This window comes from Priestia iocasae (assembly GCF_016909075.1).
Lineage (GTDB): Bacteria > Bacillota > Bacilli > Bacillales > Bacillaceae_H > Priestia > Priestia iocasae.
In genome coordinates this window covers 506,018-530,413 of record NZ_JAFBFC010000001.1, presented here as the reverse complement: position 1 = coordinate 530,413, position 24,396 = coordinate 506,018, and the positions used below count along the sequence as shown (strand labels likewise).

Sequence of the window (24,396 nt, the reverse complement as noted above, 5' to 3'; positions counted from 1 at the left end):
CTTTACCAATCAGTAGTGTATATAACTACGTGTAGAAAAAACCTTCTTTTTACTAACTTCTAATAAATAGAATCTTTTGTCAAGTAAAAAGGGGTGAATTATTGATATTTTTCAAGCAATTCTGCAATTTCACGCATGATGGCTTCGGTTACCTCATCAGCCGATGCTCTACGCTCACGAAAATCTTCCATATTCATTGGTAAGCCATAGACAACTTTGACCTTCTGAAACATTTTGTACGGTCCAATAATGGCACATGGAATAACAGCAGCCTCTGAACGCAAAGCAAAGAAGCCCACACCCGCTAAGCCTTTCCCAAGCTTACCATCTTTACTTCTCGTTCCCTCTGGAAATAGTCCAAGTACATTTCCCTGCTTTAAAAGAGCGATGCCTCTTCTTAAAGCTTCTCTGTCGCCCATTCCCCTTTTAACAGGAAAAGCTTGTAAGCCGGGAAGAATATTTTTTAAGATGGGCGCATGAAACAACTCTTCCTTCGCCATAAAAGAAATAGGTCTAGGGCACGTAATTCCAACTGCAGGTGGATCTAGATTATCAATATGATTAGAGCAAAGGATAACTCCACCTTCTTTTGGGATATTCTCCGTTCCAATAGCTTCAATTCGATAAACAGGCTTCAGAACTCCTTTTACCACTGACCTTGCAAATGTGTACAAGCTCATTTTCTCATATCCTTTCGTTTACAATTGCAAGTATACGATCTACGACATCATAAATTGTTAGTGACGTTGTATCAATTTCAATAGCATCTACTGCTTTTTTTAATGGTGCTACTTCACGCTCTGAGTCTAATTTATCACGTTTAGCAATTTCATCTTTTAGCTGTTGAAGATTAGACGGAAAGCCTTTTGAACTATTTTCTTCATGCCTTCTCTTTGCACGCTCATCAACGGAAGCTAATAAAAAGATTTTCACCTCTGCATTCGGCAGTACATGCGTTCCGATATCTCGACCATCCATCACAACACCACCACTTTGTGCTAGTTGTTGTTGACGAGAAACCATTTCCTCCCTTATCGCACGATGCTTTGCAACAATGGACACCGAATTTGTCACTTCTGATGATCGCACCTCAGTTGTTACATCATTTTTATCTAACAACACAACTTGACCTTCTTCAGCAGGCTGTAAATCAATTGTTGTGTGTTGTAACAACTGTAAAAGAGCTTCTTCATTTTGTAAATCAAGGTCATGCTGTTGTGCTTTATAAGTAATTGCGCGATACATAGCGCCTGTGTCTACATAAATATATGATAATTTCTCGGCAATAATTTTAGCAACTGTACTCTTACCGGCAGCTGCTGGACCATCAATTGCAATTGAAATACGTTTTTCCATACTTCCTCCTTAAATTCACACAAAAATAAAAGCAACTTCTATTATTCATATCCTTTTCGCAAATGCTTTTCATTTAACGATAAAAGTTGAATAAGAAAAGGTTAACAGTTCGGATGTTCGTTCAAAAATCACTACTAAAGTCAGTCTTTATAAAGACAAATGACGAAAAAAAGAGCAGGTATTCCCCCTGCACTCCACTGTTCATCCGTAAGTTATCATCTATTATTTTATCATACGACTGTTTACTGGTCGAATGTTTCAATAATTTTATTAAAATTATTTTTAGCTACTCCTTCATACTGAATGACTTTTGAAAAATATGTACTATGATTACTCGTTAACAGAATAGCTTGTGCAATGATTAGAAAAGCAAATTGAATAATGACTAATTTAACTAAAATACGTTCAATCCTCCGCATACCCTTCACATCCTTTTTATCATTATGGATATGAGTAGGAACCTCTATACATAATGATAGGTATTCTACTTCTGATAATCACTTCCCACATAAGAACAAACATAAAGCTTAGTTTTTGTCTATTGACTTTACAAGATTTAAGGTAGCAAAAATGCGATAAGCTGTATCAATGGAAGTATCCTCCATTGATACAGCTTTATGTTTCTTAAACTTGATTATAAAGCGGCTCTGCATTTTGAAGTTTGTCTACTTGCTCTTCATATCCATCTTTTGCATTGATAAATATGCGGTACGTATCATCATTGATTGTTCCTAGAAACTCGTAGCAAAGTACCTCTTCATTCACATCATTTCTAATAACCGCCAATCGCTCTTCCATAATTTTTACATTTCTGTTGATTTTACTTCTTGCTTCATCCTGAGAAATAGTCGGTTTAGGTATGTCTTGCAATCGATGTGATAAAAGAAAATCTTTTGCAGAAAACCCAACAATTTTCCCATCCTGCAACGAAACCTTCATTCTAACAGCGTTAGGGTAAATTCTCACACCTGCTTCTGTTTCTTCTACGAATGTAAACACTCCTGTATTTTCATATTGTGCACTCTCAGACATCACTACACTTTCAAAATCATGTTCTTTTAAGAATGTATGTGCCTTTTCCATTGCTTCATTTAAACTAATTTTTTGCTCTTTTACTTCAGTATTTTGAAGTACCCAAATTGGATACCCACCTTTTTTCGTAATATCCATATATGTTTCTTGCTTTGTTTGGGGATCAGTAATTGTTAAGCTGTAAAAGCTATGATCTGCTCCCTTTCCACTTTCTACAACATTTATCTTTTCATTTCCTTCAAGAGCTAGAAATGATCGAGCTACTTCTTTAGCAACGCTCTCATTAATTTCTCTTCCTTTTAGTTGTGAAAATTCTCGGTGTTTATTTTGATTTGTAATAAAACTTGGACCAAAACTACTTTCTTCATAAGAATCCATGCTTTTTTCAACTGTCTTTAATCCATCAACAATGGTGTTATCTGCTTGTTTATCCTTTGTTGCTAAAGCTAGTTCTACATCCATCCAACGTAAATTATTTTCAATAACAAGATGCTGAACTTTACGCATTTCATTTTGAATATCAGAAGATGTTTTATATAAAGATTGAAGTGTACCATACTCCTCATCTGTTAACGGAGAAGCACTTAAATCTCGAATGGCCACTTTGTAGCTAAAATCACCGATATTGGATAAAAACTCTTCTGTTTTGTTAAATGGTAATAACGCTAAAGGTAACTGTCCTAAATTACTATGTGCTTCTGATGTAACTCGCCATACTTCCGCCAAAGCAGGCGAAAGCTGATCGCGAGAATTCATGGCTAGTGTCGATCCAATTTTATCATTTAATAAGTCTAGCTCATATGTTAAGTCATGAAAGGCACGCTGATAGCTATTTTCAGCTTGAATTAATACAGCATCTTTTTCCTGATGCTCTGTATAACCCCAATATCCAACTCCAACAACACCAATTGCTAAAATTGCAATTAAGATACTTCTAATCATTATTATTCACCTCTCTTTATTCACAGAATATATGCTTTCCGATTTGTTTAATTTGTGGTCTTGACCAAATCCATGCGCTTGTTGCTGTGTTCGGGTTAAAATAGTATTGCGCATTTCCTGTTGGATCCCAGCCATTTATCGCATCTAAAACAGCCTTTTTAGATGTTTCATTTGGCTCTAGCCATATTTGTCCATCCGCTACTGCTGTAAACGCTCTCGGTTCAAAAATAACACCTGCTACCGTATTCGGGAATGTTGGACTATTCACTCGGTTTAAAATGACTGCCGCTACAGCTACTTGCCCAATATAAGGCTCTCCACGTGCTTCTCCATGAACCGCATTTGCCATAAGCTGAATATCATTTTGAGAGAAACCATTCGGAACGTTTGCAGCCTTAACCTCTTGAGAAGCAGATTCATTTTCTTCTTCGTTTGAAGGTGGTTGTTGAGCTTGACTCGGTTGATTACCACCCGTTGCTCCTTGCTGAGCGCCACCTTGCTGGGCAGAACCTTTCTGTTTACCACCTGTCTCTCCTTGCTGACCACCGCCTTGTTCGGAAGAGCCCTTCTGTTGCTGTTTACTGCCTTGCCCTCCCTGTTGACCACCACCACGCCTAGGAGTATCTGTCTTCTGTTGATCTAGTGGTACACCACCATAGTGAGTAAACTTTTTTCCCGTATTCATTTGTTTTTTTACAAATTGCTCATGATACTTTGTAGCCTTTGCTAATTTGTTCTTTGTCTCGTGACCTGCCAATCCATCAATCTTCATCCCAAACTCGTATTGAAAATTACGCAAGGCCCAATAAGTGCTCCATCCAAACACGCCGTCAATTTGACCGTTATAAAAACCAAGGTATTGTAAACGTGATTGTAACTCAATTACGTCATTTCCTACAGCTCCATGTTGAATAACTTGATTAGAGAATGCTGAAGCTTGTTTAGGAATTGTAAAACCTATCACTAACGTTAACGCACATCCTATCAATAACGCTTTTAGACTATGTCGAAACAATAACATCAAATAACCCTCCTACATCACACCAAAGTTATGATAGGAGTATTTTTTGTAATGGATGCTTTTTTATACAACATCGGAAGAATTTGTACAAAATATCTCTCGTCTCTTCGTTAATATGAGCACCATTCAAAACAAAAAAGCTCCGCCGAAGTCCCTAAAAGAGTCATCAACTGAGCTTAATGCAATGAAAACTGTTTTGCTTTTTTTACTTTCCGTAATCCGAACCACCATAAACCAATCATAAAAGGAATAATTAAAACAATCCATTGATCAATAGAAATCAAGATAAAATCATATAGGCCATGCAAAGAAATAGGAACAAACAAAGAGTACAAAATCCATTGTACACATTCCTTTCCTTGCGAGAACTTTGCTCTCCCTAAATAATACCCCATAATAACACCGAACAAGCCATGACTTGAAACGGGAAGCATGGCTCTTCCTATAGCCGTTTCTAAACCATTAGCAAATAAAAATAGAACATTTTCGACGCTTGCAAATCCAAGTGATACAGCTGCTCCATATACAATACCATCGTAATGCTCATCAAATTCCACATGCTGATAAATGGTGAAGTATAAGATAAACCACTTAAAAAACTCTTCTAACAAGCCAACTGTAAAAAAGGCTTTTATAAATAACCCTTGTAACACTTGCTCTTCTTCTAATACATATTGGATAAACATGATTGGAAGTACGAGTACAGCTCCCAAAATAAACGTTTTAAACACCACAGAAACAGGTTCGCTCTCGTATTCATCCTTTAGATAAAAAAAGCTTAACAGTGCTAATCCTGGCGCAATACCGGCGGAGATAATCCCTAACATACAAAGCGCCTCATTTCCTCTATTTTTTTTAATGTTAACATGTTATTGTAAGAAAGAAAATTATTTCCTAGAGATCCATTGGATTTCATTTCATAAAGTTGATGAGCATGTAAGATTTGAACAATTTCATAAGTGAAAAGGAGATGTAAAGAAATGAAAACCGTTTACATTATCCATACTGGCGGTACTATTTCAATGAAAGAAGATAAACAAACAGGGGCTGTTGCACCCGATTCACAAAACCCTCTAGTGTATACCACACCTTCGATTACGGCTTTAGCCAATGTGATTGTAGAAGAAGCGTTTCATTTACCTTCCCCTCACATTACGCCAAATGAAATGCTTCTATTGTCAAAAAAAATAGAAGAAAAAGCGAAACAACAAATTGATGCTGTCGTTATTACTCATGGAACAGACACGTTAGAAGAAACGGCCTATTTTTTAGATTTGACAGTGCACGCTGATATTCCAATTGTCTTGACTGGAGCAATGCGGTCTAGTAATGAAATTGGATCAGATGGGCCACATAATTTTATTTCTTCTTTACGGGTGGCAATTAGCGATGAAGCAAAAGGAAAAGGAGTTCTTGTGGTGATGAATGATGAAATTCATACTGCAAAAAACGTAACAAAAACTCACACGAGCAATGTAGCAACATTCCAAAGCCCACAGTATGGACCAATCGGTATTGTAACAAAGCAGCATGTCTTATTTCACCATATGCCTACTGCACGAGACCTTTATACAGTACATAAAGTAAATAAGCAAGTGCTCTTATTAAAAGCTTATGCTGGAATGGATGAACAAATATTCAATGCAATATGTGATATGAATGTTGACGGCTTAGTAATTGAAGCATTAGGACAAGGTAATTTACCTCCTCGCACACTTGAAGGTATTCGTGGTTTGTTAGACAAGCACATTCCAATTGTACTCGTCTCTAGATGTTTTAATGGGATTGCGCAAGATGTGTATGGATATGAAGGCGGGGGCAAACAACTTAAAGATTTAGGTCTAATCTTTTCAAATGGATTAAGCGGCCAAAAAGCTAGAATCAAGCTGTTAACCGCCTTAGAACAGACATCAGATCGCTCCACATTACAAACCATGTTTTTAAAATAGAAACAACTCGTTCATTTGCTATTATCACTCTTTAAAGAACAACAATCCTCTAGAAACAAAGGATCTCAAATGGAGCAAGCACTACTCCATTTGAGATATCTTACATAGTCATCTTCTTTTTAAGATATGCTGCAATTTGTCCACCATGAAATCGCCCGTTTTCAATAAAAATTTCATTTGCATTATTTCCAGCTGCAATTACACCTGCAATAAAAATCCCTTGCATGTTTGTTTCCATTGTCTGTTCATTATAAAATGGTCGCCCTGTAATTGAATCGATGTCTACGCCCATCTTTGTTAAAAAAGAGTGATCTGGATGATAACCTGTCATCGCAAATACAAAGTCATTTGGAATGGTATACTCCTTTTCACCTTGCATATAGGTAACTGCATCTTCTGTAATCTCTTTCAATTCAGCTCCAAATTTCATATTGATTACTTCATTGCGAACCAATGCATCAAATTCAGGAAGAATCCAAGGCTTTACACTTTTTGAATATTCTAATCCTCTATATAAAACCGTCACTCGAGCGTCTGATTTTACTAACTCTAGAGCTGCATCTACACTTGAATTCTTTCCACCAATCACTACCACATCTTTATCAAAATAAGGATGAGCTTCCTTAAAGTAATGATAAACTTTCGGTAAGTCCTCTCCTGCAACTCCCATATAATTAGGGTTATCGTAATAACCAGTTGCGATAATGACATAGTTTGCTTGATACGTTTCTTTCGATGTTTCAACAATAAAGGATTCATCGGCTTGCTTTTTAACAGCATTGACTCGTTCGAATGCATTTACACGCACTTGTTTTCGCTTTACCACTTCTCGATAATAAGCAAGGGCTTGATTTCGAACAGGCTTACGATTCTCTGTAATAAAAGGGACGTCTCCAATTTCTAACTTCTCGCTAGAGCTGAAAAACGTTTGATGAGTAGGATAATGATAAATTGCATTTACAATATTACCTTTTTCGATAACAAGGGGAGTAATGCCCACCTTTTGTAATTCAATAGCGGCAGAAAGACCACAAGGGCCTCCACCTACTATGATGACTTCTTCACTTTTCACTTCGTTCACTCCTTCATCTATCAATGACACGGTTTAATCTCTTAATTAGTTCTTGTACCAACTGTTCAAAATTTGCGTTTACATTACCATAAAGAGGTCTTTTGCTTCTATTATGCATTAAGCCCTTTTTGTTTCATTCTCATTGCCTTAGAATAAAATCGTTTTCTTAACGATAAAACTTCTAGGCTTTTGTCAAATAAAAAATCTCCTATCTAATGATAGGAGATTTTTTATTTGCTTGCAATTGTTCTGTTTTTAAATCCAGCCTCTAAATCTAGATGCCTCTGCCATTTTACGAACTCCAACCATATAAGCAGCTAGACGCATATCTACCTTACGTACCGTTGAAGTTTCATAAATATTATTAAATGATTTAACCATTACTAATTCTAATTTCTCTTCTACTTCTTCTTCCGTCCAATAATAACCTTGATTATTTTGTACCCATTCAAAGTAAGATACCGTTACACCACCAGCGCTTGCTAATACGTCTGGAACAAGTAGGATACCACGCTCAGTTAAAATTTGCGTTGCTTCTAATGTTGTTGGGCCATTAGCGGCTTCTACAACAATGCTCGCACGAATGTTATGCGCATTCTCCTCTGTAATCTGATTCTCAATTGCTGCTGGTACTAATATGTCACAATCAAGTTCTAATAGCTCTTTATTGCTGATTGTATTATTAAACAACTTTGTAACTGTACCAAAGCTATCGCGACGATCTAATAAATAATCAACGTCCAATCCATTTGGATCATGAAGAGCTCCATACGCGTCTGAAATACCAATAATTTTTGCACCAGCATCATGCATAAACTTTGCTAAGAAGCTTCCCGCATTTCCAAATCCTTGAACAACAACACGAGCACCTTTTAACTCGATTCCTCGTCTTTTTGCTGCTTCTCGAATACAAATTGTTACACCTTTTGCAGTCGCTGTTTCACGACCATGTGATCCACCTAAAACAAGAGGCTTTCCTGTAATGAAGCCAGGCGAATTAAACTCATCAATACGGCTATATTCATCCATCATCCACGCCATGATTTGAGAGTTTGTAAATACATCTGGTGCAGGAATATCTTTCGTTGGACCAACAATTTGACTAATTGCACGTACATAGCCACGGCTTAAACGCTCTAGTTCTCCAAAAGACATGTTTCGTGGATCACAAACAATTCCACCTTTCCCTCCACCATAGGGTAAATCAACGATACCACACTTTAAACTCATCCAAATTGAAAGCGCTTTAACTTCTTTTTCGGTAACGTTGGGATGGAAACGAATACCACCCTTTGTTGGACCAACTGCATCATTATGTTGAGCACGATAACCAGTAAATATTTTTACAGAGCCATCATCCATACGAACAGGAATTTTGACTGTCATCATGCGAATTGGTTCTTTTAACAATTCAAATACTTCCTCAGGATAGCCTAGCTTCTCTAAAGCTTTATGTATCACAGTTTGTGTTGATTTTAGTACATCATGCTTCTCTTCTTGCTTGTTTACTTGTTCCTTTGTCTTGTCGGCTACCATCTGTGAACCTCCTAAAGTGAATCAAATTATCAATTCATTGGTGCTACTTTCATGACATAGTATACACGTTTCCATAAATTATGCAAAGAAAAAAATTAACTTTTCATATTTTTTTATACACTTGATAGAAAACGCTTTCAAACATATAAAAACAATGCTAAAATAATGAATCTTATCCTCTTCATCATACATCTTATCTTCTCCATTTTCCACCTAAAATGACGAAAAAAATGATGGGTTTTACTATTTCCTTTAAATAAAAGACCATTTATTTGGAGGAGTATTGCCTCTTGTCAAATAAATGATCTTTTTGTCAATCTTTACGGTTTAAATGTATTAGCAATATAAATGATCGCCTCTTGTTCAACAAGAAGCTTTCCATATTCATGAACTCGATACTTGGTAATTGTAGAAGGATGACCATACTCCGCAAGCAGCGCAACCAAATCAGACATTTGCCCCCCTACTAATTGATCATGCTCAATTAGTAAGTAAAAGCGGTTTTCATATGAATATAATGTTCCTCCCACTTGATAAACAGGAGTAAGGCGATTAGCAAGCTGGATAACATCTTCAAATGTACAAAATTCAAAAAACACATCTGTACTTTCATCCAATGTGACCTGCATCTCGATATATTCGTCTACATAATCATCTTCTTCTTCTTCTTCTTCAATGTGTTCTGTATCTTTAGTCGTTACAATGATGACCATTCCCTGGGCTTGTAGCGAGAACACTTCTACAGAAAGAGAACTCGTCGGTTGAAACCCTAATTCATCACATGCTTGTTCAATCATTTCCCTAAAGAGCTGTTGAACCTTGAAAGAGTCTCGCCATAAATCTTCTTTTGTTAATCCTCTTTCTGATAAATCATCATACGTTAAAAACACTTTAATTTTGCCATAATTTAATCGCTCAAGCCTCATGTATGCCCCTCCCCGCTCGCGCTCACATCTACATGATTATACTTAATGTAGCATATGTAATTTTTGGAAAACGGTTCGCGCTATAATCATGAGTTTACATCTTTCTTTACATAAAGACAAGCCTGTTAGCCCTCTAACTCCGCTAATTTTTCATTTAACCATTGGTTCCATGAATCTTTTGTATGTCCTAACACAAACGGTTTTGCTTTTTCCCGTCTCTCTTTATCTAACATATCAAATGCGTAACCACCTAACCCAACTTTCATATCTGGAAACTGCTCTTTCATATCAGAAGCTATTTCTAAAGTTCTCACAGCATTATCAGCCATGGTGCATGACATGAAAAGAAACGTTGGATTGACTTCCTTTACAATTAAAGGAAGATCTTTTTCTTCAATGCTACTCCCTAAATAAATCACTTCAAATCCTTTTCTTCTTAAAAAGAACGTAAAGATTAATAGTCCTACTTCATGCGTTTCACCTGGTCCACATACAGCAATGGTTTTAGGTAGTAATCCATTTGAAGGTAGCGAATAAAAAATCATACTAATTCTTGCTTTTAAGAGTTGAGACGCATAATGCTCATGTGCACTGGTAATGCTCCCCTTTTCCCACATATCTCCAATCTTAACAAGGCAGGATCCTAGAACATCCATCACTACTTTTTCAACTGAATATAAACTGAAAGCATGACTAATTAAATCTTGTGCTTTGCTTTCTTCAAACGATAATAAAGCCTGCAGTAGCTCTTCTTTTATACGCTGAGGTGAGTCCGCTTGTTTATCATCATCTTCATGACTAACAGAAGTGCTTTCTGTTTCTAATAACGAAACTGCTTGACTAATTGTAAAACCACTATTCACTTTCTCTGTTAACCATTTTAACTTTTTAAAATCTTCTTCTGTATATAAACGATGTCCTGAATCATTGCGAACAGGGTTCAAAATCTGATAACGCCGTTCCCACGCTCTAAGTGTACCTGGTTGAATATCAACCATATTTGAAATGGCTTTAATGTTATATTTTCCTTCTTGAGCAGCCATACATAACCTCCAACTACTTCGTGAACTGTATAAGATACTTGCATTATAGTTCAAGATATTTGCTATGTAAATTTTGTATATGTTTTTTGTAAGCGGAAGGTTATTTTGTACGACTAATGACAAGATAATGGGTTTCTGCACGCGCTCCAAGACGAAGTGGTAAAGCTGTCGTTCCGTATCCGTTGCTTACAAACAGTTTTGTTCCTTTCATTTCTTTAAAGCCTCCCAACTCGTAAGGTCCCAGCCCAAAGAAACGAATTTGTCCTCCGTGTGTATGTCCACTTAAAATAAAATCAATTTGATCCTCTTCTTTTACCTTGTGAATGATTGATGGATTGTGACTAATTAACATTTTAAACCCATCCTCGTCACAGTCTTGCAATGCAAGAGAAAGATCTGCCCTCTTTTTTGATGTATCATCTACTCCAAGAAGATGAATATGCTCTCCTTGGTCTGATTCAAGCTTCACAGCTGTGTTATCAAGGATAACGACATTTTCACTTAACAGTAGGGCATCTAACTCATGATAATCGACTTCATAATCATTATTCCCCCAAACAAAGTACACAGGTCCTAACTTTTTTAGTTGCTTAATATTATGAAGAACTCTTGATAACGGTACTCCTTTTTCTGTTAAGTCTCCCCCAATTACGACAAAATCAACAGGTTCTTTCACTTTATGTAATAAACGATCCGTGATCGTGCGCTGATGAATATCAGAAATAAAAAAAACACGAAGCGAGCCAAAAGTTTCTGGAAAATTTGCAAAAGTGACTTGATGGTCGATAACAATAGTTCTTTTTGCTTCTATACTCATATAGACGACTAAAAGGACTAGTAATAAGCTTATACAAGAAATGAATAATACCATACTTCCTCCTAAAGCTGCGTATTCGTCACAGCTTGCTTTCGTAAATCTATAGAAATCATACCATAAATAATAGCGAAACATAATATGAAGAGCGTTTGCCAAAATCCCACATTCAGTAAAAACAATAAGCTAGCAATTGTACATATAGACAACAACACTTCACTCCACACCCACGAAAGGTGTTTGAACATTGAATAGACTTGCTCAATGACAATACGAATTAACACAGAATAGCATAAGAAGGAAATGCAAAAAGTAATCATCATAATAAAATATTTAAATGGGTTCATGAGCATTTGAAGGAAAAGATCAGTGAGACGAAACGAAGGTTTTATTGGGACCCAACGAATAACAAAATAATTACATAGCAGCGCTACTAGAAGAAACATAAGCTTTTTCATCATACAAAACCCCCCTCCTTTTTTGTTTTATGTAAAAGGAGGGGGGTTTATGTTAGAAGTTTCAACTTTGCATCATGCCTTTCTACTTACTTATTTTCATGATACAAGTTAATGTCATATTCTCTTTTCATTAATTGAAACACATGTTGTCGAGATTCCCACTTTTCATTCGTAGGCCACAACTCTTTACTTTTTTGGATAATTTCACACCTTAAATCATGAAACTCTTTTTCCGCCTTTTCACTCTTCTTATGAATTTGTAAAAGATAGAGATACGAAGACATCACTGCTAAAATGAAAAACAGATGATAGGTTTCTCCTACTAAAAAGCTAATAGCAGCACTGAAGCTAAATATTGATATTTTAGAAAATGAGAAAAATAAATAAAGACCGACCAATAGTAATGCAGCGATGAAAGCTAATGTTAGCTTTTTTTCTTTTTCTTTTAACCGCTCAAATTTTCTCTTCCTATCAATTACGGTTTGAAGCATATATTTAGTTGGTTCATCAGTTGAATGATGTAACATTTGAACCTTTATCTCCACTTTGACACCCCCTCACCGTTTATTACACAATATGAGGTTGTCTTACTGTTTATGTTAGTTAATCTCGTGCGCCCTCTCCTGGTACAAGACGTGTTTCTGAAACCTTAATCACCTCAAATATTTCATTATGAGGAACATGATTTGAGGTTGGCTCTTTTTCTACATAATAGTTGTATGCAAGATAGGCAATAACGGGTAATAGGACAAACGAAAACACTAATAAACGGATAAGTGGGTGTTTAAATTTTACTTTTGGTTTCTTCTTTTCATCTTTTTGCCGATGAATTTCACTTCGAGAAGGCAGCATATTCTTTTTTGGAAGAGGAGTAGATGCCTCATCTACTTGCTGACGCAGCTTATGAGCTTGGTCTTCTTGATAACGAAAACGAACCGACATTGTATTTCCTCCTAATATAATACGTCTAAAACCTTACGCTTCTTTCGTCGCCGTTAACTTTATGTGTAATCCTAAAATAAAATCAATTAAAAAGTGAGCAAAAATCGTTACAAATAAATTATTGGTTACGTGAAATAGCCATCCGATAAAAAAGCTTAAGGTCACAACCATCACTAATAAAAACCATTTACTAAGATAACGAATGTGCATCAAGGCGAAGATAATACTCGCCCATATAATCCCAAAATGAACTTGAATCACACCTCTAAATAAAAGCTCTTCGGCAGTCGCAATTACGAAACATAAAAAGAATAAATGGGGAATTGAGCGTTTTGAAAAAATTCTTTTATTAATGCCACCATCATCATACATAGATGGAGGTAAAAGCTTCATAAAAACCAAATCAACTACTATAACTAAACTAGCACTTCCTCCACCGTACAAAAGAATTTCCATAAAATTAAGTTTCCAGTAGGAGAAAAATTCAGTCATTGCGTTATATTTCCACAAACCAATTCCTAGTGCAATACTTAAAAGAAGCAGTTGCGTAATATAAAGCTGCTGTAATAATTCTCGATCTGTCATACTGTCAATCACTTTTTGCTGATTTTTAAACATGTCCATTCTATTCACTCACTTTGACGAAGTATTAGGGCTAACTCCTTTTCCCAATCATGGAATACCCATTTCTTTAATGAATCATTGTTTTTAGAATGATAATCTTCAAATTCAATTCCACAGCAATCACAACAATTAGTTGGACGATCTACTAGTTCGTCATCAAAGTACGCTAATAATCGTTCTCTTCGGCAACTAGTTGCTGACACAAATTGTTTTAATGCTTCGTACTTTTTTGATTTGTCACGAAATCGCTCATTTGTGGCTTGCACAATTTCCTTCATCATCATTTCTACATCAAAGTGTCGATTAAATCCTTCATCGGTCAGTATTTGCTCCTTTTGCAAGTAATAACGAATAAACCGCCAATGAGTTTCATCGATGCCCATCATATTACGAATATGGTGTTCAAATGACTTGATATCATGGACATTTTCATATCCTTTAATGGTTAATAATACATGTCGAATGACACCCGGCGAGGGCAATTCCATTTCCATGAGTGAAGAAGCTAAACCATCATCTGATTCGTGATAAAGGAGAACAGCTATACTATCCTTACCATCTCGTCCTGCTCGTCCGATTTCTTGTAAATAAGCTTCTAATTGTGAAGAAGGATGAAAATGAATGACAAATCGTATGTTTTCTTTATTAACACCCATCCCAAATGCACTCGTACAGCAAATAATATCAAGCTGATTATTAATAAACTGCTGTTGAACTAACAGTCGCTGTGACTGCTCCATCCCACCATGATAATACTCCACACGGGCATGATGATTTGTCTTTAAGAACAGCGATAATGACTCAGCCCATGACCGACTTGAACAGTAAATAATGCCTGGCCCCTCAAATGTTCGAACATATTCAAGCACCGACTGCTTTTTTTCTTCAATTTCTGTTACACGCTTCACACTTATCGCAATATTAGGTCGATCTACTGAATATATGTGCTTCGTAACATGATTTAAGTTCAAGTAATGAATAATATCAGCTATGACCTCTTTTGTTGCTGTCGCTGTAAGCGCTAAAGCTGTCGGTTGTCCTACTTGCTCCCATACGTCTCCTAAACGTAAATAATCTAATCGAAAGTCATGACCCCATTGCGAAATACAATGTGCTTCATCAACCACGAACAATCCAATATTAGCTCTTTTTAATGCTTGAACAACTTTTCCGTTTTGTAAAATTTCCGGTGATGCATAAATGAATCGATAAGACTCTATTTTTTCTAGAGCTCTCCTCTTTTCTCCTTCTGACAAAAAGCTATTTAACGCTACAACTCTTTTTTCACCATTAGCTTTTAATTGTTGTACTTGATCTTCCATCAATGAAAGCAATGGTGAAATAATTAAAACAGGCTGATTGATTATATAACCTGGTAATTGATAACATAATGATTTTCCGGTGCCTGTAGGTAGTACAGCTAATACATGTTTTTTATGTAAAATGTCTTCAATAATTTCACGTTGACCTGTTCGAAATTCTTGAAATCCAAACACACTTTGCAAAACCTTATCTATATTCATCTAACTCACCACTTTTATCTTCGAATCAATTCTTATCTATTATTACGTAAACCACTTTGCAAGCACAACTCGAATCTGAAAATAAGAAATGTCTTCTCCTACGTGTGCTTTTATCTCTTTAAGTTTATTCGTTTGAAGCAATTGAACAGCTTGCTTAATTTTATGTTGATACTCAACGGACACATATTTATCAATTAAAAATGTTGGCACACACAAAGCTAATTCTGCAATATGATCTTCAATAGTGCTAACCTTTAATCGGCGAATCGATGCAATTTCTTCTATTGAATAGTTACGCTTTAATAATTTATACGTACGCAATGTTGAAGCTGTAATGGGCACATTTACATTAAGGTCTTTCAATAATGCAGAAAGCACCGGAAAAGATGAAGCATCGTGATTTATTAAATGAACCATATGATGAACAACCCCTAACCGGCGCAGATGAACATAATGCTCATCAAGTTCATACATATAAGAAACTTGATGTTTTGTTAAACCAATTCTCTCATAACCTGTTAATTGTAGCACGAATAAATCAGCATCTTGCTTTGAACATTCTTTCAAACAACATTTTATTTCCTCAAATAGTTGTGTAGCAAGCTCCGCTCGATTACTGCGCCTCTCAACAAGGTAGTCTTTCATCCATTTAATCGTCTCTTCGTTTTTCGTTACTGGTACAAATTTACGATTAAAGTATTGAAGATTAGACAAGGTTTGGATGAGAAGCGTCAATCGATCAAAGAATAGAGATGTTGCATTTGTATATTCCCATCCATTTAAAGAGGATGGAATCGGCAATGCTTGAAGCTGTTCATTTAAATGCTGTTGTCCTGCTTTTGTCATCACATACTTTTGATCGTCTACTTCTTGTATCAATTCGTTTTCCAAAAGTTTTTTCACTTCAGAGGAAAATGTTTGTTTTTTCAAATAAGGAAAAGCTTGAAATAAAAATGCTAAGCGATACAACTTACCATCTTGAATGGTTTGGGCAGATTTCTTCCCCGCTAGCAAATGATAAATTCCAAATGCTGTACGCTCACCTTTAAATTTTCCAATACAATATAAAACGACTGTTGCAATATAGCTCACCTTGATTCACCTTCCTCTGTTTCATTTTAACAAAAACTCATTCACTTATAATAGTTTCCATTTCTTTCCGTCGTTTAGTTCTAATTATATAGGGAATGAATAGTAGTGAAACCCTTGTCTGATAAGTATTCTCAATGACTTTTCTATTGAAAAGTTTTAGAAACAGCCTTACAATAAATAATGAGAATGTTAACTGTTTGTAAAGAGCAGAAATAATAATGTGAGTTCATTACTTTTCGGGAGGTCTTGTTATGCCAAAGTACACAATTGTTGATAAAGAAACTTGTATTGCATGTGGTGCATGTGGAGCTGCTGCACCAGATATTTATGATTATGATGATGAAGGTATTGCTTTCGTAACTTTAGATGATAATGAAGGTATTGTTGAAATTCCTGACGTATTACTTGACGATATGATGGATGCTCAAGAAGGTTGTCCAACAGATTCAATTAAAGTTGCAGACGAACCATTTAATGGTGACGCACTTAAATTTGAATAGTCTATGCAGAAAAGTCCCTCCTAGTTTATAAACTAGGAGGGACTTTTTTATATTAGACTGTAGCTTGCTTTACAATCCATGTTCTCATTTTTGTAAATAAAAACACAAAGATAGCTCCAGTCACAATCCCTTTTATAAAATTAAATGGTAAAATTCCTGTTATAATTAATTGCCTTGCTTCATCACTTGATAATGCTGGTGCTTGTAAGAATATAGTATAAGCTGGCAACAAGACGTAATAGTTGAGTACGCTCATTAGAATGGCCATTGCCATCGTTCCTACAATCAATCCAATCGTTACACCTTTTGTATCACGATATTTTCTAAACATGTAGGATACTGGTAAGATAAATAATAATCCTGCCACAAAATTTGCAACCTGTCCAACAGGTACTCCCGTCATACTTCCTTGAATCATATAATGTAAAAGATTTTTAATTCCTTCTACTATAATGCCAGCAATTGGACCATAAATAATCGCTGCTATTAGTGCTGGTAACTCACTAAAGTCAATTTTCAAAAATGGTGGGATACCTGGTAGTGGAAAATTAAACATCATTAATACATACGAGATACTACTTAACATTCCAAGTGTAACAAGCTTTTGAGTTTTCTTTCTTTGTTCCATAAAATCCTCTCTCCTTCTCGATCCACCTCTTGCAAAGAAGAAAGATTCAAAGAGACATGCAGAATTAAATAAAAAACTCCCTCACTAAAAAAGCTGAGAGAGAGTATTCTGGCATGCTCAATAGACGTTCATTTACTTATGTTTTTTGAACGCTTGAACCTCCATCCTCTCCCATCCAGACTGTACTGTCGGCTTTGGAATCACACCAAATCCTGCTTATTGTCACTGAACGTTACAATAGGCTCGCGGGCTTAAAACATCGCTGTTTATCACCGCCGGTCGGGAATTTCACCCTGCCCCGAAGATAGATCATCATTTAATTATGAGTTTATTATACGTTATCTCGAATTAAAAGGGAATAAGAAAGTTTTGTTATTTGCCATTTTATGAATCATTATTCACTTTTAAAGCTTGTCCTATATATAACTGGTTTGGTTGAACATCATTCCACTGTTGCAACTCCTCTACCGTTACGTTGTGTTTTTTTGAAATACTCCACAATGTATCTCCTTTACGTACTGTCACAACGTATGACATCTGCTTTTGATGAACTTGCTTAAAAACAGCTTCTGTTACAGCCTCGGTCAAATAAGCGTGAAGCTTTGTATGGTCTAGCACTATTAATGGGTTAATGGCATTGCTTTTCTCTATATTCCATTTTCCCTTATGTACTTCAAAATGCAGGTGCGCTCCTGATGATCTTCCTGTATTTCCAACTTCTCCAATTTGTTGAGAAGCTTGTACACGTTCACCTTCTGCTACTAACCGCTTATGCAGATGCGCATAAACGGTTTCATAGCCATTTTCTTGTTCAAGAAATACAACATGCCCATACGTGTCAGAATAGTAAGAGCGTGTCACCCGTCCACTACTTACAGCGTAGACAGGTGTTCCAACTGACGCAGCAATATCAATACCATAATGCTTTTCATTCCTTGAGCCGAATACATCAGTCATGACCCCTTCTACAGGCCAATACCAACTTTGCTCTTCTTCCGCTTTCGCCATTTTTCCACTTACGAACAGTAATCCAATGCATAGTCCCATAATCAATACAACTAAAATTCTTCTAGCTAAATCAAGCATTTACGTACATCCTCCTATGTATGTTTCATACATACATATACTGTACGCAATTTCCATTTTTTATAGACCTTTTTTTCTTATCTTATTTAAGAGGGGTCGACTACATTAGGAGCAGTTGGCGCCTGCTGTATTTCATTTACCTTCAATTCCCCTACTTCAGGTATGTTAATGCCTTTAAATTTAACCATTTTATAACCGAAATCTTTGGCTGTGAACATTAAGGCGTAGAGCATATAACGTAATGACTGAACATCATCGATATTGACGGTTGAATCAAACTCATATACAACCGTATTTTCTTCAATCGATACTTTTGGGGCATTTACTTCTTTAGGGATGGAAGCCTTTAAACTACGAGGCCCATCATCTTGTTTCATTGCTTCTATTGCAGATGGTATCGTTTCAAATGGAGTAGGTGTTGGTACAAGATAAATAGGATGAGACTCACTTGGCTGATAGGTAACATACCCTTTTTGTTTAGCTGAATCTGGTGAGATTTCAACGTAATAACCTAAGTTACCTAATTCCACTCCTTTTGTATCTTCTGTATAAAGCTCTACCTTATCATAAGACAGCCAACGAAACGTTTCTTCTAATGACAATTGAAAGATTGTTTCTCCTGTGCTACCAAAATTGGCTGTATATCCTTCAGGAACCGTTACCTTCGCTTGTTTTCCCTCTTGCGATAATTCCATTTGTTCTACTAAATTATCTGACAGCCCTAATTTCTTTTCGTCAATGGTAGTTGAAACACTTTTTATATCTTCAACTGTAACATCTGCTTTTTTATCAATTAAATATGTTAAAGGAACAACAATTTGAGCTTCTGGATCAGGAACACCAATAGTCACAAATTTTTTCTGTTCATTTTGCAACGATGGTTGAACAGTAAGTTCAGGCTCCGCTTCCTTACTTTCAAAAAGTTGTGCCTGCTCTTCTGTATTTTCTTCGCTTTTTGCATATGGTGTACCATCATCTTTTTGCTGTAAATCATGGGTTCCACTCTCACTCGACTGATGCTGAATCTTTTGTTGCTGTATAAATGACATAGAGAAAATCACAATAATGAACAAGGCTGCAACTGAAGCGATACTTGGTATTACCCAAGGTTTTTTCTGGGGCTTTGACACCTGTTGTTCAATTAGGCGATATATCTGTTGAGGCGTTCGATCATCTTGAATCGTTGGCATCTGTGATAAGATTTCTTCAATTTGTTTTTCGTTCCATTTTTCTTGGCTCATTATTGTCCCCCTCCTTTTTTGATAGGTTCTCCATCTCTTTGCGTAAAGCATGAATTGCACGGTGCTGAGTCGTTTTCACTTTACTTTCAGTCCATCCTAAAATGGTAGCCGTTTCATGAATAGATAGCGACTGAATGTAACGTAGAATAATAACAGAACGTTGATCAACTGTGCACGTATCTAAACATTGATACATCATTGCAACCTGTTCACTTTGGATGGCGATTTCCTCCGGTAGTGGCTTATAATCTGCAAGCTGATTTGATGTCCAATCAAACATATTCATCACTCTTTTTTTCCAACTCGTTTGCTTTCTTAAAAAATCAATTGCTACATTTCGAGCAATTGAAAATAACCACGTTTTTTCATGACTTTTCCCCTCAAAACGGTCATACGACTTAAACACACGTATATATACTTCTTGGACAAGATCCTCTGCTTGACTTCGATCTCGCACCATATACACCAGAAACTGAAAAACATCTTGATGATATTCTTCATACAGGTGATCAAAAGCTGGATTCAAAAAACTCCCCTCCACTCCTATATATAGTCGTATGTAACAACAAAAACGTTACATGAACCTCTATTTTATTCTTTCATCATATCAATCTTTTATTTGTTTAAAAAGATGCGATTCGTCGCATCCATCGATCCACAACAAAGCAAAAATTCGGTGGAAATAAGATACCCACCGAATTTTTATTTCTTAGACGTTTCGTATGAAACAAGATTATTCGTCAAGATTACTCTGTTTTCGAGGTAATGTAATAAAAAAGGTAGTCCCCTCTTCAACAATGCTATGAACCGTTATAAATCCATCATGAGCTTCTACAATATTTTTTGCAATGGCTAATCCAAGACCTGTTCCTGACTTTCCTCTCGTTCGTGCTTTATCTGCTTTATAAAATCGTTCGAACACAAACGGTAAGTCTTCTTGAGGAATACCAACTCCTGTATCTTTCACAGCAAAACGAAGTTCTTGCTCTGTACTTTCTAATTCTAACGTAACTTTCCCACCCTCATTCGTATGACGGATGGCATTGTCAATCAAGTTGGTTAACACTTGTTCAATCCGATCAGGATCTACTAAAATGTCTTGCTTTGACTGTAAAGAATTATTTAAGTGAAGATGAATGTTCTTGTCTTTCGCTAGTCCCTGAAATTTACGTAATACTCTTTCTGTAAACTCAATAATTTCTATATGCTCGACATGCAGTTGCACGTGTCCAGCCTCCATACGAGCTAAATCAAGTAATTCATTAACAAGTCTTCCCATCCTTAATGACTCGTCGTGAATGACTTTTGCAATTTCCTTTTTCTCTTCATCAGTGCTTGCAATATCGTCAATGATGGCTTCACTATACCCTTGTAACATAGCGATGGGGGTACGAAGCTCGTGCGAGACATTTGCAATAAAATCTTTTCGGAGTTTGTCTAATTTCCGCTCCTCAGACATATCTCGTAATACGGCAACCGCTCCACGAATTTTTGTTTGGTTATAAAGAGGTGACATTAAAATAACCCACGTTCTTCCTTGGATTGTCAATTCCGCACTTTGTTCCTCTTCACTTTTCACGACTTCTTGGAAAAGATGAGAGACTTTAGACGGAAGTTCCGTTACATTTTTATTATCCATTCCTTGTTCATAATACCAAGCTCTTAAGAAATGATCGGCAGGAGGATTTGTAATTAACATGGTTCCATCTCGATTAAACGTAATAACTCCATCTGCCATACTGCTTAAGATGCTTGAAAGCTGTTCTTTTTCTTGACTAAGTGCATTAATGTTAAATTTCAACTGTCTTCCCATTTGATTAAAAGCAATTGCTAATTGCCCAATTTCATCATGTGTTAAAATAGGTACCTTCGTATCAAAGTTCCCTTTCGCTACTTCAAAAGCTGCTTGCTTCATTTTACGTAAAGGAGCTGTAATTCTTGTTGATAGAAAAAATGCAAAAATAGTAGTTAAAATAATTGCGATTCCAGCAGCTAAAAAAATAAATTTAGTTGTATGCTTTGCAGGCTCTTCTATTTCTGATAAAGGCTGATAAATATACACAGCTCCTCTACCCTCACTAGAGTTAAACGGTACACCTACAATATAGATAATTGAATCTTTACTACTTGTATCACTACTTAAATCATTACGCTTTTTAACGACTTCTCCTTGCGTCAACACTTTGTTTAGTTCTTCATCCTTTTGAACTAACGTCATCATGGTATCTTTCTCATACCAATGATTTTTTGGTGAGTGCCAGTATGAATCCTCTCCCTTAATGATAAGCATATCGCTCGTATCAACAAGTTCTCGAGCAATAGATAGGACTAACTGTTCGTCCTCCGTACCTTCAATAATGGTCGCGATTTTCGAAGCTGTTTTTGTTAAATGGTTCTCGGATTCCTGTAAATAAAAGGTTTCAAAAAATTGCATAAGCAATATCGTTAATACAAACAACACAAAGGATACAAGTAGTAAAATGGTAAACCATAGCTTCCCAACTACGCTACGCCAAAACATTATGCAGTTCCAATCTCAAATTTATAGCCTACTCCCCATACAGTAACAATCATTTTTGCAGCTGCAGGCGATACACGATTTAACTTTTCACGAAGTCGCTTTACATGTGTATCAACCGTTCTTAAATCACCGAAGAAATCATAATGCCATACTTCACGTAATAGTTGCTCACGATCGTATACTTTATCAGGGGTTTTTGCTAAGAAACAAAGAAGCTCATATTCTTTTGGAGTCAAACTTACCTCTTCACCATCAGCCGTTACCCGATGAGCATCATTGTCAATTACTAAATGGGGAAACACAATTAAATTCTTCACACTTGTATCTGTTGTTAAGTAACTAGTAGGTGACGAACGACGTAACAAAGCTTTCACACGTAAAATAACTTCCCTTGGGCTGAATGGCTTGACGATATAGTCATCTGTTCCTACTTCAAATCCTTGAACGCGGTTTGCTTCTTCTCCTTTTGCAGTTAGCATAATAATAGGAGTTGCTTTCTTTTCACGAATGTACTTACACACTTCAATGCCATCTTTCCCTGGCATCATAATGTCTAATAAAATTAAGTCATAATCGTTATTTAAGGCTTTATCTAACGCTTCATCACCATTTTCAGCTTCTTCAATGATATAGCCTTCCTTCTCGAGATACATCTTTAGTAACCTTCTGATTCTTTCTTCATCATCGACAATTAAAAGCTTGGATTCATTTTGCATCTTTATATCCTCCTAACGATAGTACGCCTCTAATTAACATTTTATAGATATTTTCATAAAAATAAAAGAGCATGTCTCATAAGGAAACAGCCTGTACACAAGTTTCTTTTTAGTAAAAAACCTGCCAATCTATCCATTGCTTTTACTGGATTGAATAAGGCAGGTTTTTATTACTTGTATCAACATACGTTACTTTTACGCATAAGAATGCAGGCCTGCAATAACTAAGTTTACAACAACAAGATTAAACATAATAATAGCAAAACCAATTACCGCTAACCATGCAGAGCGTTCACCATGCCATCCTTTTGATAAGCGCAAGTGTAAAAATGCTGCATAGAAAAGCCATGTGATAAGAGCCCATACTTCTTTAGGATCCCAACCCCAAAATCGCGTCCACGCAATCTGAGCCCAAATCATTGCAAAAATTAATCCACCTAACGTGAACACAGGAAAGCCAATTGCTACAGAACGATAGCTAATTTCATCTACTAAGTCTAAATTAGCCTTTTGAACTAACGGTTGGAGTGCCGCGCCAATTCGACGACGTAAAATAAGTCGTAAAATCCCATATAGAAGAATACCAGCTGATAGTGACCATACTAGTGTATTTAGTTTCTGCGCATTAATAATAGCAGGTACCTCTATAAGTGGATTCATAGCTCCTTCTGTTAAAGCGTCCCCTTGATGTGGACCTACTAAAGGTGGCAACTCATATGTCATTTCAGCTTGCTGCTCATTTTTATCAATCCAATTAAATTGAGTTTCATAGTTCATTGCATTGAATGTCATTGTGACTAAGATAAACGCTAACGTACTAACTAAGCTGTATATGATAAATTCTAGCCAAAACGTTTTTCTTCCTTTTTTCGTTTGGTCAATCGATTTAATCAGGTAAATAAGAGCCGCAATAAAACTAACAGCTAAGATAGCTTGTCCAGTGGCTGTTGTAATAACATGGATATAGAGCCAATGAGTTTGTAGAGCCGGAATAAGTGGTGAAATATCCCTTGGGAACATACTTGCATAAGCAATAATTAATAGCGCAACTGGCAATGCAAATAAGCCAAGCGCACTGAGTTTATAAATAAAATAAATTCCGATAAATGCACCAACAAGCATCATCCCAAAGAATGTTGTAAATTCAAATAAGTTACTAACAGGAGCATGTCCTGCCGCTACCCATCTCGTAATAAAATAGCCAAGCTGTGCAACAAAGCCAACAATCGTTACAGAAATACCTATAGTAGCCCATTTGCTTGTCTTCTTTGTACTTCTTTTATCACGAATCGACCCTCCAAAGAAGAATGTTGCCAATAAGTAAGCAATAAATGCTGTATATAATAGATTACTACTTAAACTAGCTAGATTCAC

Annotated in this window: 26 protein-coding genes and 1 riboswitch; of the genes, 2 read left to right on the top strand and 24 right to left on the bottom strand. The window is 36.2% G+C overall.

The window, feature by feature from the left end:
• Positions 1-98: 98 nt before the first annotated feature.
• From JOC83_RS02690 to prsW, 6 genes are all read right to left on the bottom strand, one after another.
• Positions 99-680, bottom strand: a complete 582-nt coding sequence (locus JOC83_RS02690) for a lysophospholipid acyltransferase family protein (RefSeq protein WP_205183362.1) — start codon at positions 678-680, stop codon at positions 99-101.
• 4 nt (positions 681-684) lie between these two features.
• A complete protein-coding gene (gene cmk, locus JOC83_RS02685) occupies positions 685-1,356 on the bottom strand; it encodes a (d)CMP kinase (protein ID WP_205183359.1) in 672 nt (223 codons plus the stop codon).
• Positions 1,357-1,598: 242 nt separating this feature from the next.
• Positions 1,599-1,775: a YpfB family protein gene (locus JOC83_RS02680; RefSeq protein ID WP_205183356.1), complete on the bottom strand. Its 177-nt coding sequence runs from the start codon at positions 1,773-1,775 to the stop codon at positions 1,599-1,601.
• A 205-nt stretch (positions 1,776-1,980) separates the two neighbouring features.
• Positions 1,981-3,330: a germination protein YpeB gene (gene ypeB / locus JOC83_RS02675; protein ID WP_205183352.1), complete on the bottom strand. Its 1,350-nt coding sequence runs from the start codon at positions 3,328-3,330 to the stop codon at positions 1,981-1,983.
• A gap of 16 nt (positions 3,331-3,346) precedes the next feature.
• On the bottom strand, positions 3,347-4,351 hold the full coding sequence (gene sleB, locus JOC83_RS02670; protein ID WP_239583271.1) for a spore cortex-lytic enzyme: 1,005 nt from the start codon (positions 4,349-4,351) through the stop codon (positions 3,347-3,349).
• Between the two features lie 176 nt (positions 4,352-4,527).
• Positions 4,528-5,178, bottom strand: coding sequence for a glutamic-type intramembrane protease PrsW (prsW, locus tag JOC83_RS02665; RefSeq protein ID WP_205183349.1), 651 nt, complete (start codon positions 5,176-5,178; stop codon positions 4,528-4,530).
• 153 nt (positions 5,179-5,331) lie between these two features.
• Between prsW and JOC83_RS02660 the strand changes: the two genes are divergently transcribed.
• A complete protein-coding gene (locus tag JOC83_RS02660) occupies positions 5,332-6,300 on the top strand; it encodes an asparaginase (RefSeq protein ID WP_205183347.1) in 969 nt (322 codons plus the stop codon).
• 100 nt (positions 6,301-6,400) lie between these two features.
• On the opposite strand, the gene JOC83_RS02655 is transcribed toward JOC83_RS02660, so the two are convergent.
• From JOC83_RS02655 to JOC83_RS20245, 11 genes are all read right to left on the bottom strand, one after another.
• On the bottom strand, positions 6,401-7,372 hold the full coding sequence (locus tag JOC83_RS02655) for a YpdA family putative bacillithiol disulfide reductase (RefSeq protein WP_205184774.1): 972 nt from the start codon (positions 7,370-7,372) through the stop codon (positions 6,401-6,403).
• Between the two features lie 255 nt (positions 7,373-7,627).
• Complete coding sequence (locus JOC83_RS02650; RefSeq protein ID WP_205183344.1) at positions 7,628-8,908, bottom strand: Glu/Leu/Phe/Val family dehydrogenase; 1,281 nt, start codon at positions 8,906-8,908, stop codon at positions 7,628-7,630.
• Positions 8,909-9,228: 320 nt separating this feature from the next.
• Entirely contained in the window at positions 9,229-9,834 is a 606-nt protein-coding gene (locus tag JOC83_RS02645) for a genetic competence negative regulator (RefSeq protein ID WP_205183341.1), read from the bottom strand.
• A 125-nt stretch (positions 9,835-9,959) separates the two neighbouring features.
• On the bottom strand, positions 9,960-10,877 hold the full coding sequence (locus tag JOC83_RS02640) for a MerR family transcriptional regulator (protein ID WP_205183339.1): 918 nt from the start codon (positions 10,875-10,877) through the stop codon (positions 9,960-9,962).
• 100 nt (positions 10,878-10,977) lie between these two features.
• Entirely contained in the window at positions 10,978-11,748 is a 771-nt protein-coding gene (locus tag JOC83_RS02635) for a metallophosphoesterase (protein ID WP_239583270.1), read from the bottom strand.
• Positions 11,749-11,756: 8 nt separating this feature from the next.
• Positions 11,757-12,152 (bottom strand): hypothetical protein, encoded by a 396-nt coding sequence (locus JOC83_RS02630; protein ID WP_205184881.1) that lies wholly within the window; start codon positions 12,150-12,152, stop codon positions 11,757-11,759.
• Between the two features lie 83 nt (positions 12,153-12,235).
• Positions 12,236-12,694, bottom strand: coding sequence for a YpbF family protein (locus JOC83_RS02625; protein WP_205183337.1), 459 nt, complete (start codon positions 12,692-12,694; stop codon positions 12,236-12,238).
• A 58-nt stretch (positions 12,695-12,752) separates the two neighbouring features.
• Complete coding sequence (locus tag JOC83_RS02620; protein ID WP_205183335.1) at positions 12,753-13,091, bottom strand: hypothetical protein; 339 nt, start codon at positions 13,089-13,091, stop codon at positions 12,753-12,755.
• 33 nt (positions 13,092-13,124) lie between these two features.
• Positions 13,125-13,709, bottom strand: coding sequence for a CPBP family intramembrane glutamic endopeptidase (locus JOC83_RS02615; RefSeq protein WP_205184769.1), 585 nt, complete (start codon positions 13,707-13,709; stop codon positions 13,125-13,127).
• A gap of 11 nt (positions 13,710-13,720) precedes the next feature.
• Positions 13,721-15,238 carry a RecQ family ATP-dependent DNA helicase gene (locus JOC83_RS02610; protein WP_205183333.1) on the bottom strand — a complete coding sequence of 506 codons (1,518 nt, stop codon included), beginning with the start codon at positions 15,236-15,238 and terminating at the stop codon, positions 13,721-13,723.
• A gap of 42 nt (positions 15,239-15,280) precedes the next feature.
• A complete protein-coding gene (locus JOC83_RS20245) occupies positions 15,281-16,330 on the bottom strand; it encodes a helix-turn-helix domain-containing protein (RefSeq protein ID WP_205183331.1) in 1,050 nt (349 codons plus the stop codon).
• A 251-nt stretch (positions 16,331-16,581) separates the two neighbouring features.
• Between JOC83_RS20245 and JOC83_RS02600 the strand changes: the two genes are divergently transcribed.
• The gene (locus tag JOC83_RS02600; protein WP_205183329.1) at positions 16,582-16,830 is read left to right on the top strand and encodes a ferredoxin; all 249 of its coding nucleotides are present in this window, start codon (positions 16,582-16,584) and stop codon (positions 16,828-16,830) included.
• A gap of 52 nt (positions 16,831-16,882) precedes the next feature.
• Here JOC83_RS02600 and JOC83_RS02595 read toward each other — a convergent pair whose 3' ends face one another.
• The 7 genes from JOC83_RS02595 to ccsB all read right to left on the bottom strand — a co-directional run bounded on the left by JOC83_RS02595 (position 16,883) and on the right by ccsB (position 24,396).
• Positions 16,883-17,458 (bottom strand): ECF transporter S component, encoded by a 576-nt coding sequence (locus tag JOC83_RS02595; RefSeq protein WP_205183327.1) that lies wholly within the window; start codon positions 17,456-17,458, stop codon positions 16,883-16,885.
• Between the two features lie 159 nt (positions 17,459-17,617).
• Positions 17,618-17,768: riboswitch (FMN riboswitch) on the bottom strand.
• Between the two features lie 74 nt (positions 17,769-17,842).
• A complete protein-coding gene (locus JOC83_RS02590; protein ID WP_205183324.1) occupies positions 17,843-18,544 on the bottom strand; it encodes a peptidoglycan DD-metalloendopeptidase family protein in 702 nt (233 codons plus the stop codon).
• 86 nt (positions 18,545-18,630) lie between these two features.
• Positions 18,631-19,785 (bottom strand): GerMN domain-containing protein, encoded by a 1,155-nt coding sequence (locus JOC83_RS02585; RefSeq protein WP_205183321.1) that lies wholly within the window; start codon positions 19,783-19,785, stop codon positions 18,631-18,633.
• Positions 19,751-20,311, bottom strand: a complete 561-nt coding sequence (gene sigX, locus JOC83_RS02580) for an RNA polymerase sigma factor SigX (RefSeq protein ID WP_205183318.1) — start codon at positions 20,309-20,311, stop codon at positions 19,751-19,753. The genes JOC83_RS02585 and sigX overlap by 35 nt, the downstream gene beginning before the upstream one ends.
• A gap of 207 nt (positions 20,312-20,518) precedes the next feature.
• The gene (locus tag JOC83_RS02575) at positions 20,519-22,306 is read right to left on the bottom strand and encodes an ATP-binding protein (RefSeq protein WP_205183315.1); all 1,788 of its coding nucleotides are present in this window, start codon (positions 22,304-22,306) and stop codon (positions 20,519-20,521) included.
• Positions 22,306-23,022, bottom strand: coding sequence for a response regulator transcription factor (locus JOC83_RS02570; protein ID WP_239583269.1), 717 nt, complete (start codon positions 23,020-23,022; stop codon positions 22,306-22,308). The genes JOC83_RS02575 and JOC83_RS02570 overlap by 1 nt, the downstream gene beginning before the upstream one ends.
• Before the next feature lie 195 nt (positions 23,023-23,217).
• Positions 23,218-24,396 carry a c-type cytochrome biogenesis protein CcsB gene (ccsB, locus tag JOC83_RS02565; RefSeq protein WP_205183312.1) on the bottom strand — a complete coding sequence of 393 codons (1,179 nt, stop codon included), beginning with the start codon at positions 24,394-24,396 and terminating at the stop codon, positions 23,218-23,220.

What these genes read in the sequence shown, in the direction of transcription:
- ypeB (WP_205183352.1), bottom strand. Translation starts at nt 3,330, where the DNA reads ATGATTAGAAGTATCTTAATTGCAATTTTAGCAATTGGTGTTGTTGGA.
- prsW (WP_205183349.1), bottom strand. Translation starts at nt 5,178, where the DNA reads ATGTTAGGGATTATCTCCGCCGGTATTGCGCCAGGATTAGCACTGTTA.
- JOC83_RS02660 (WP_205183347.1), top strand. Translation starts at nt 5,332, where the DNA reads ATGAAAACCGTTTACATTATCCATACTGGCGGTACTATTTCAATGAAA.
- JOC83_RS02590 (WP_205183324.1), bottom strand. Translation starts at nt 18,544, where the DNA reads ATGCTTGATTTAGCTAGAAGAATTTTAGTTGTATTGATTATGGGACTA.
- sleB (WP_239583271.1), bottom strand. Translation starts at nt 4,351, where the DNA reads ATGTTATTGTTTCGACATAGTCTAAAAGCGTTATTGATAGGATGTGCG.
- JOC83_RS02595 (WP_205183327.1), bottom strand. Translation starts at nt 17,458, where the DNA reads ATGGAACAAAGAAAGAAAACTCAAAAGCTTGTTACACTTGGAATGTTA.
- cmk (WP_205183359.1), bottom strand. Translation starts at nt 1,356, where the DNA reads ATGGAAAAACGTATTTCAATTGCAATTGATGGTCCAGCAGCTGCCGGT.
- JOC83_RS02615 (WP_205184769.1), bottom strand. Translation starts at nt 13,709, where the DNA reads ATGTTTAAAAATCAGCAAAAAGTGATTGACAGTATGACAGATCGAGAA.
- JOC83_RS02570 (WP_239583269.1), bottom strand. Translation starts at nt 23,022, where the DNA reads ATGCAAAATGAATCCAAGCTTTTAATTGTCGATGATGAAGAAAGAATC.
- JOC83_RS02610 (WP_205183333.1), bottom strand. Translation starts at nt 15,238, where the DNA reads ATGAATATAGATAAGGTTTTGCAAAGTGTGTTTGGATTTCAAGAATTT.
- JOC83_RS02585 (WP_205183321.1), bottom strand. Translation starts at nt 19,785, where the DNA reads ATGAGCCAAGAAAAATGGAACGAAAAACAAATTGAAGAAATCTTATCA.
- JOC83_RS02600 (WP_205183329.1), top strand. Translation starts at nt 16,582, where the DNA reads ATGCCAAAGTACACAATTGTTGATAAAGAAACTTGTATTGCATGTGGT.
- JOC83_RS02620 (WP_205183335.1), bottom strand. Translation starts at nt 13,091, where the DNA reads ATGTCGGTTCGTTTTCGTTATCAAGAAGACCAAGCTCATAAGCTGCGT.
- JOC83_RS02645 (WP_205183341.1), bottom strand. Translation starts at nt 9,834, where the DNA reads ATGAGGCTTGAGCGATTAAATTATGGCAAAATTAAAGTGTTTTTAACG.
- JOC83_RS02635 (WP_239583270.1), bottom strand. Translation starts at nt 11,748, where the DNA reads ATGGTATTATTCATTTCTTGTATAAGCTTATTACTAGTCCTTTTAGTC.
- JOC83_RS02680 (WP_205183356.1), bottom strand. Translation starts at nt 1,775, where the DNA reads ATGCGGAGGATTGAACGTATTTTAGTTAAATTAGTCATTATTCAATTT.
- JOC83_RS02630 (WP_205184881.1), bottom strand. Translation starts at nt 12,152, where the DNA reads ATGATGAAAAAGCTTATGTTTCTTCTAGTAGCGCTGCTATGTAATTAT.
- JOC83_RS02640 (WP_205183339.1), bottom strand. Translation starts at nt 10,877, where the DNA reads ATGGCTGCTCAAGAAGGAAAATATAACATTAAAGCCATTTCAAATATG.
- JOC83_RS02690 (WP_205183362.1), bottom strand. Translation starts at nt 680, where the DNA reads ATGAGCTTGTACACATTTGCAAGGTCAGTGGTAAAAGGAGTTCTGAAG.
- JOC83_RS02650 (WP_205183344.1), bottom strand. Translation starts at nt 8,908, where the DNA reads ATGGTAGCCGACAAGACAAAGGAACAAGTAAACAAGCAAGAAGAGAAG.
- JOC83_RS02575 (WP_205183315.1), bottom strand. Translation starts at nt 22,306, where the DNA reads ATGTTTTGGCGTAGCGTAGTTGGGAAGCTATGGTTTACCATTTTACTA.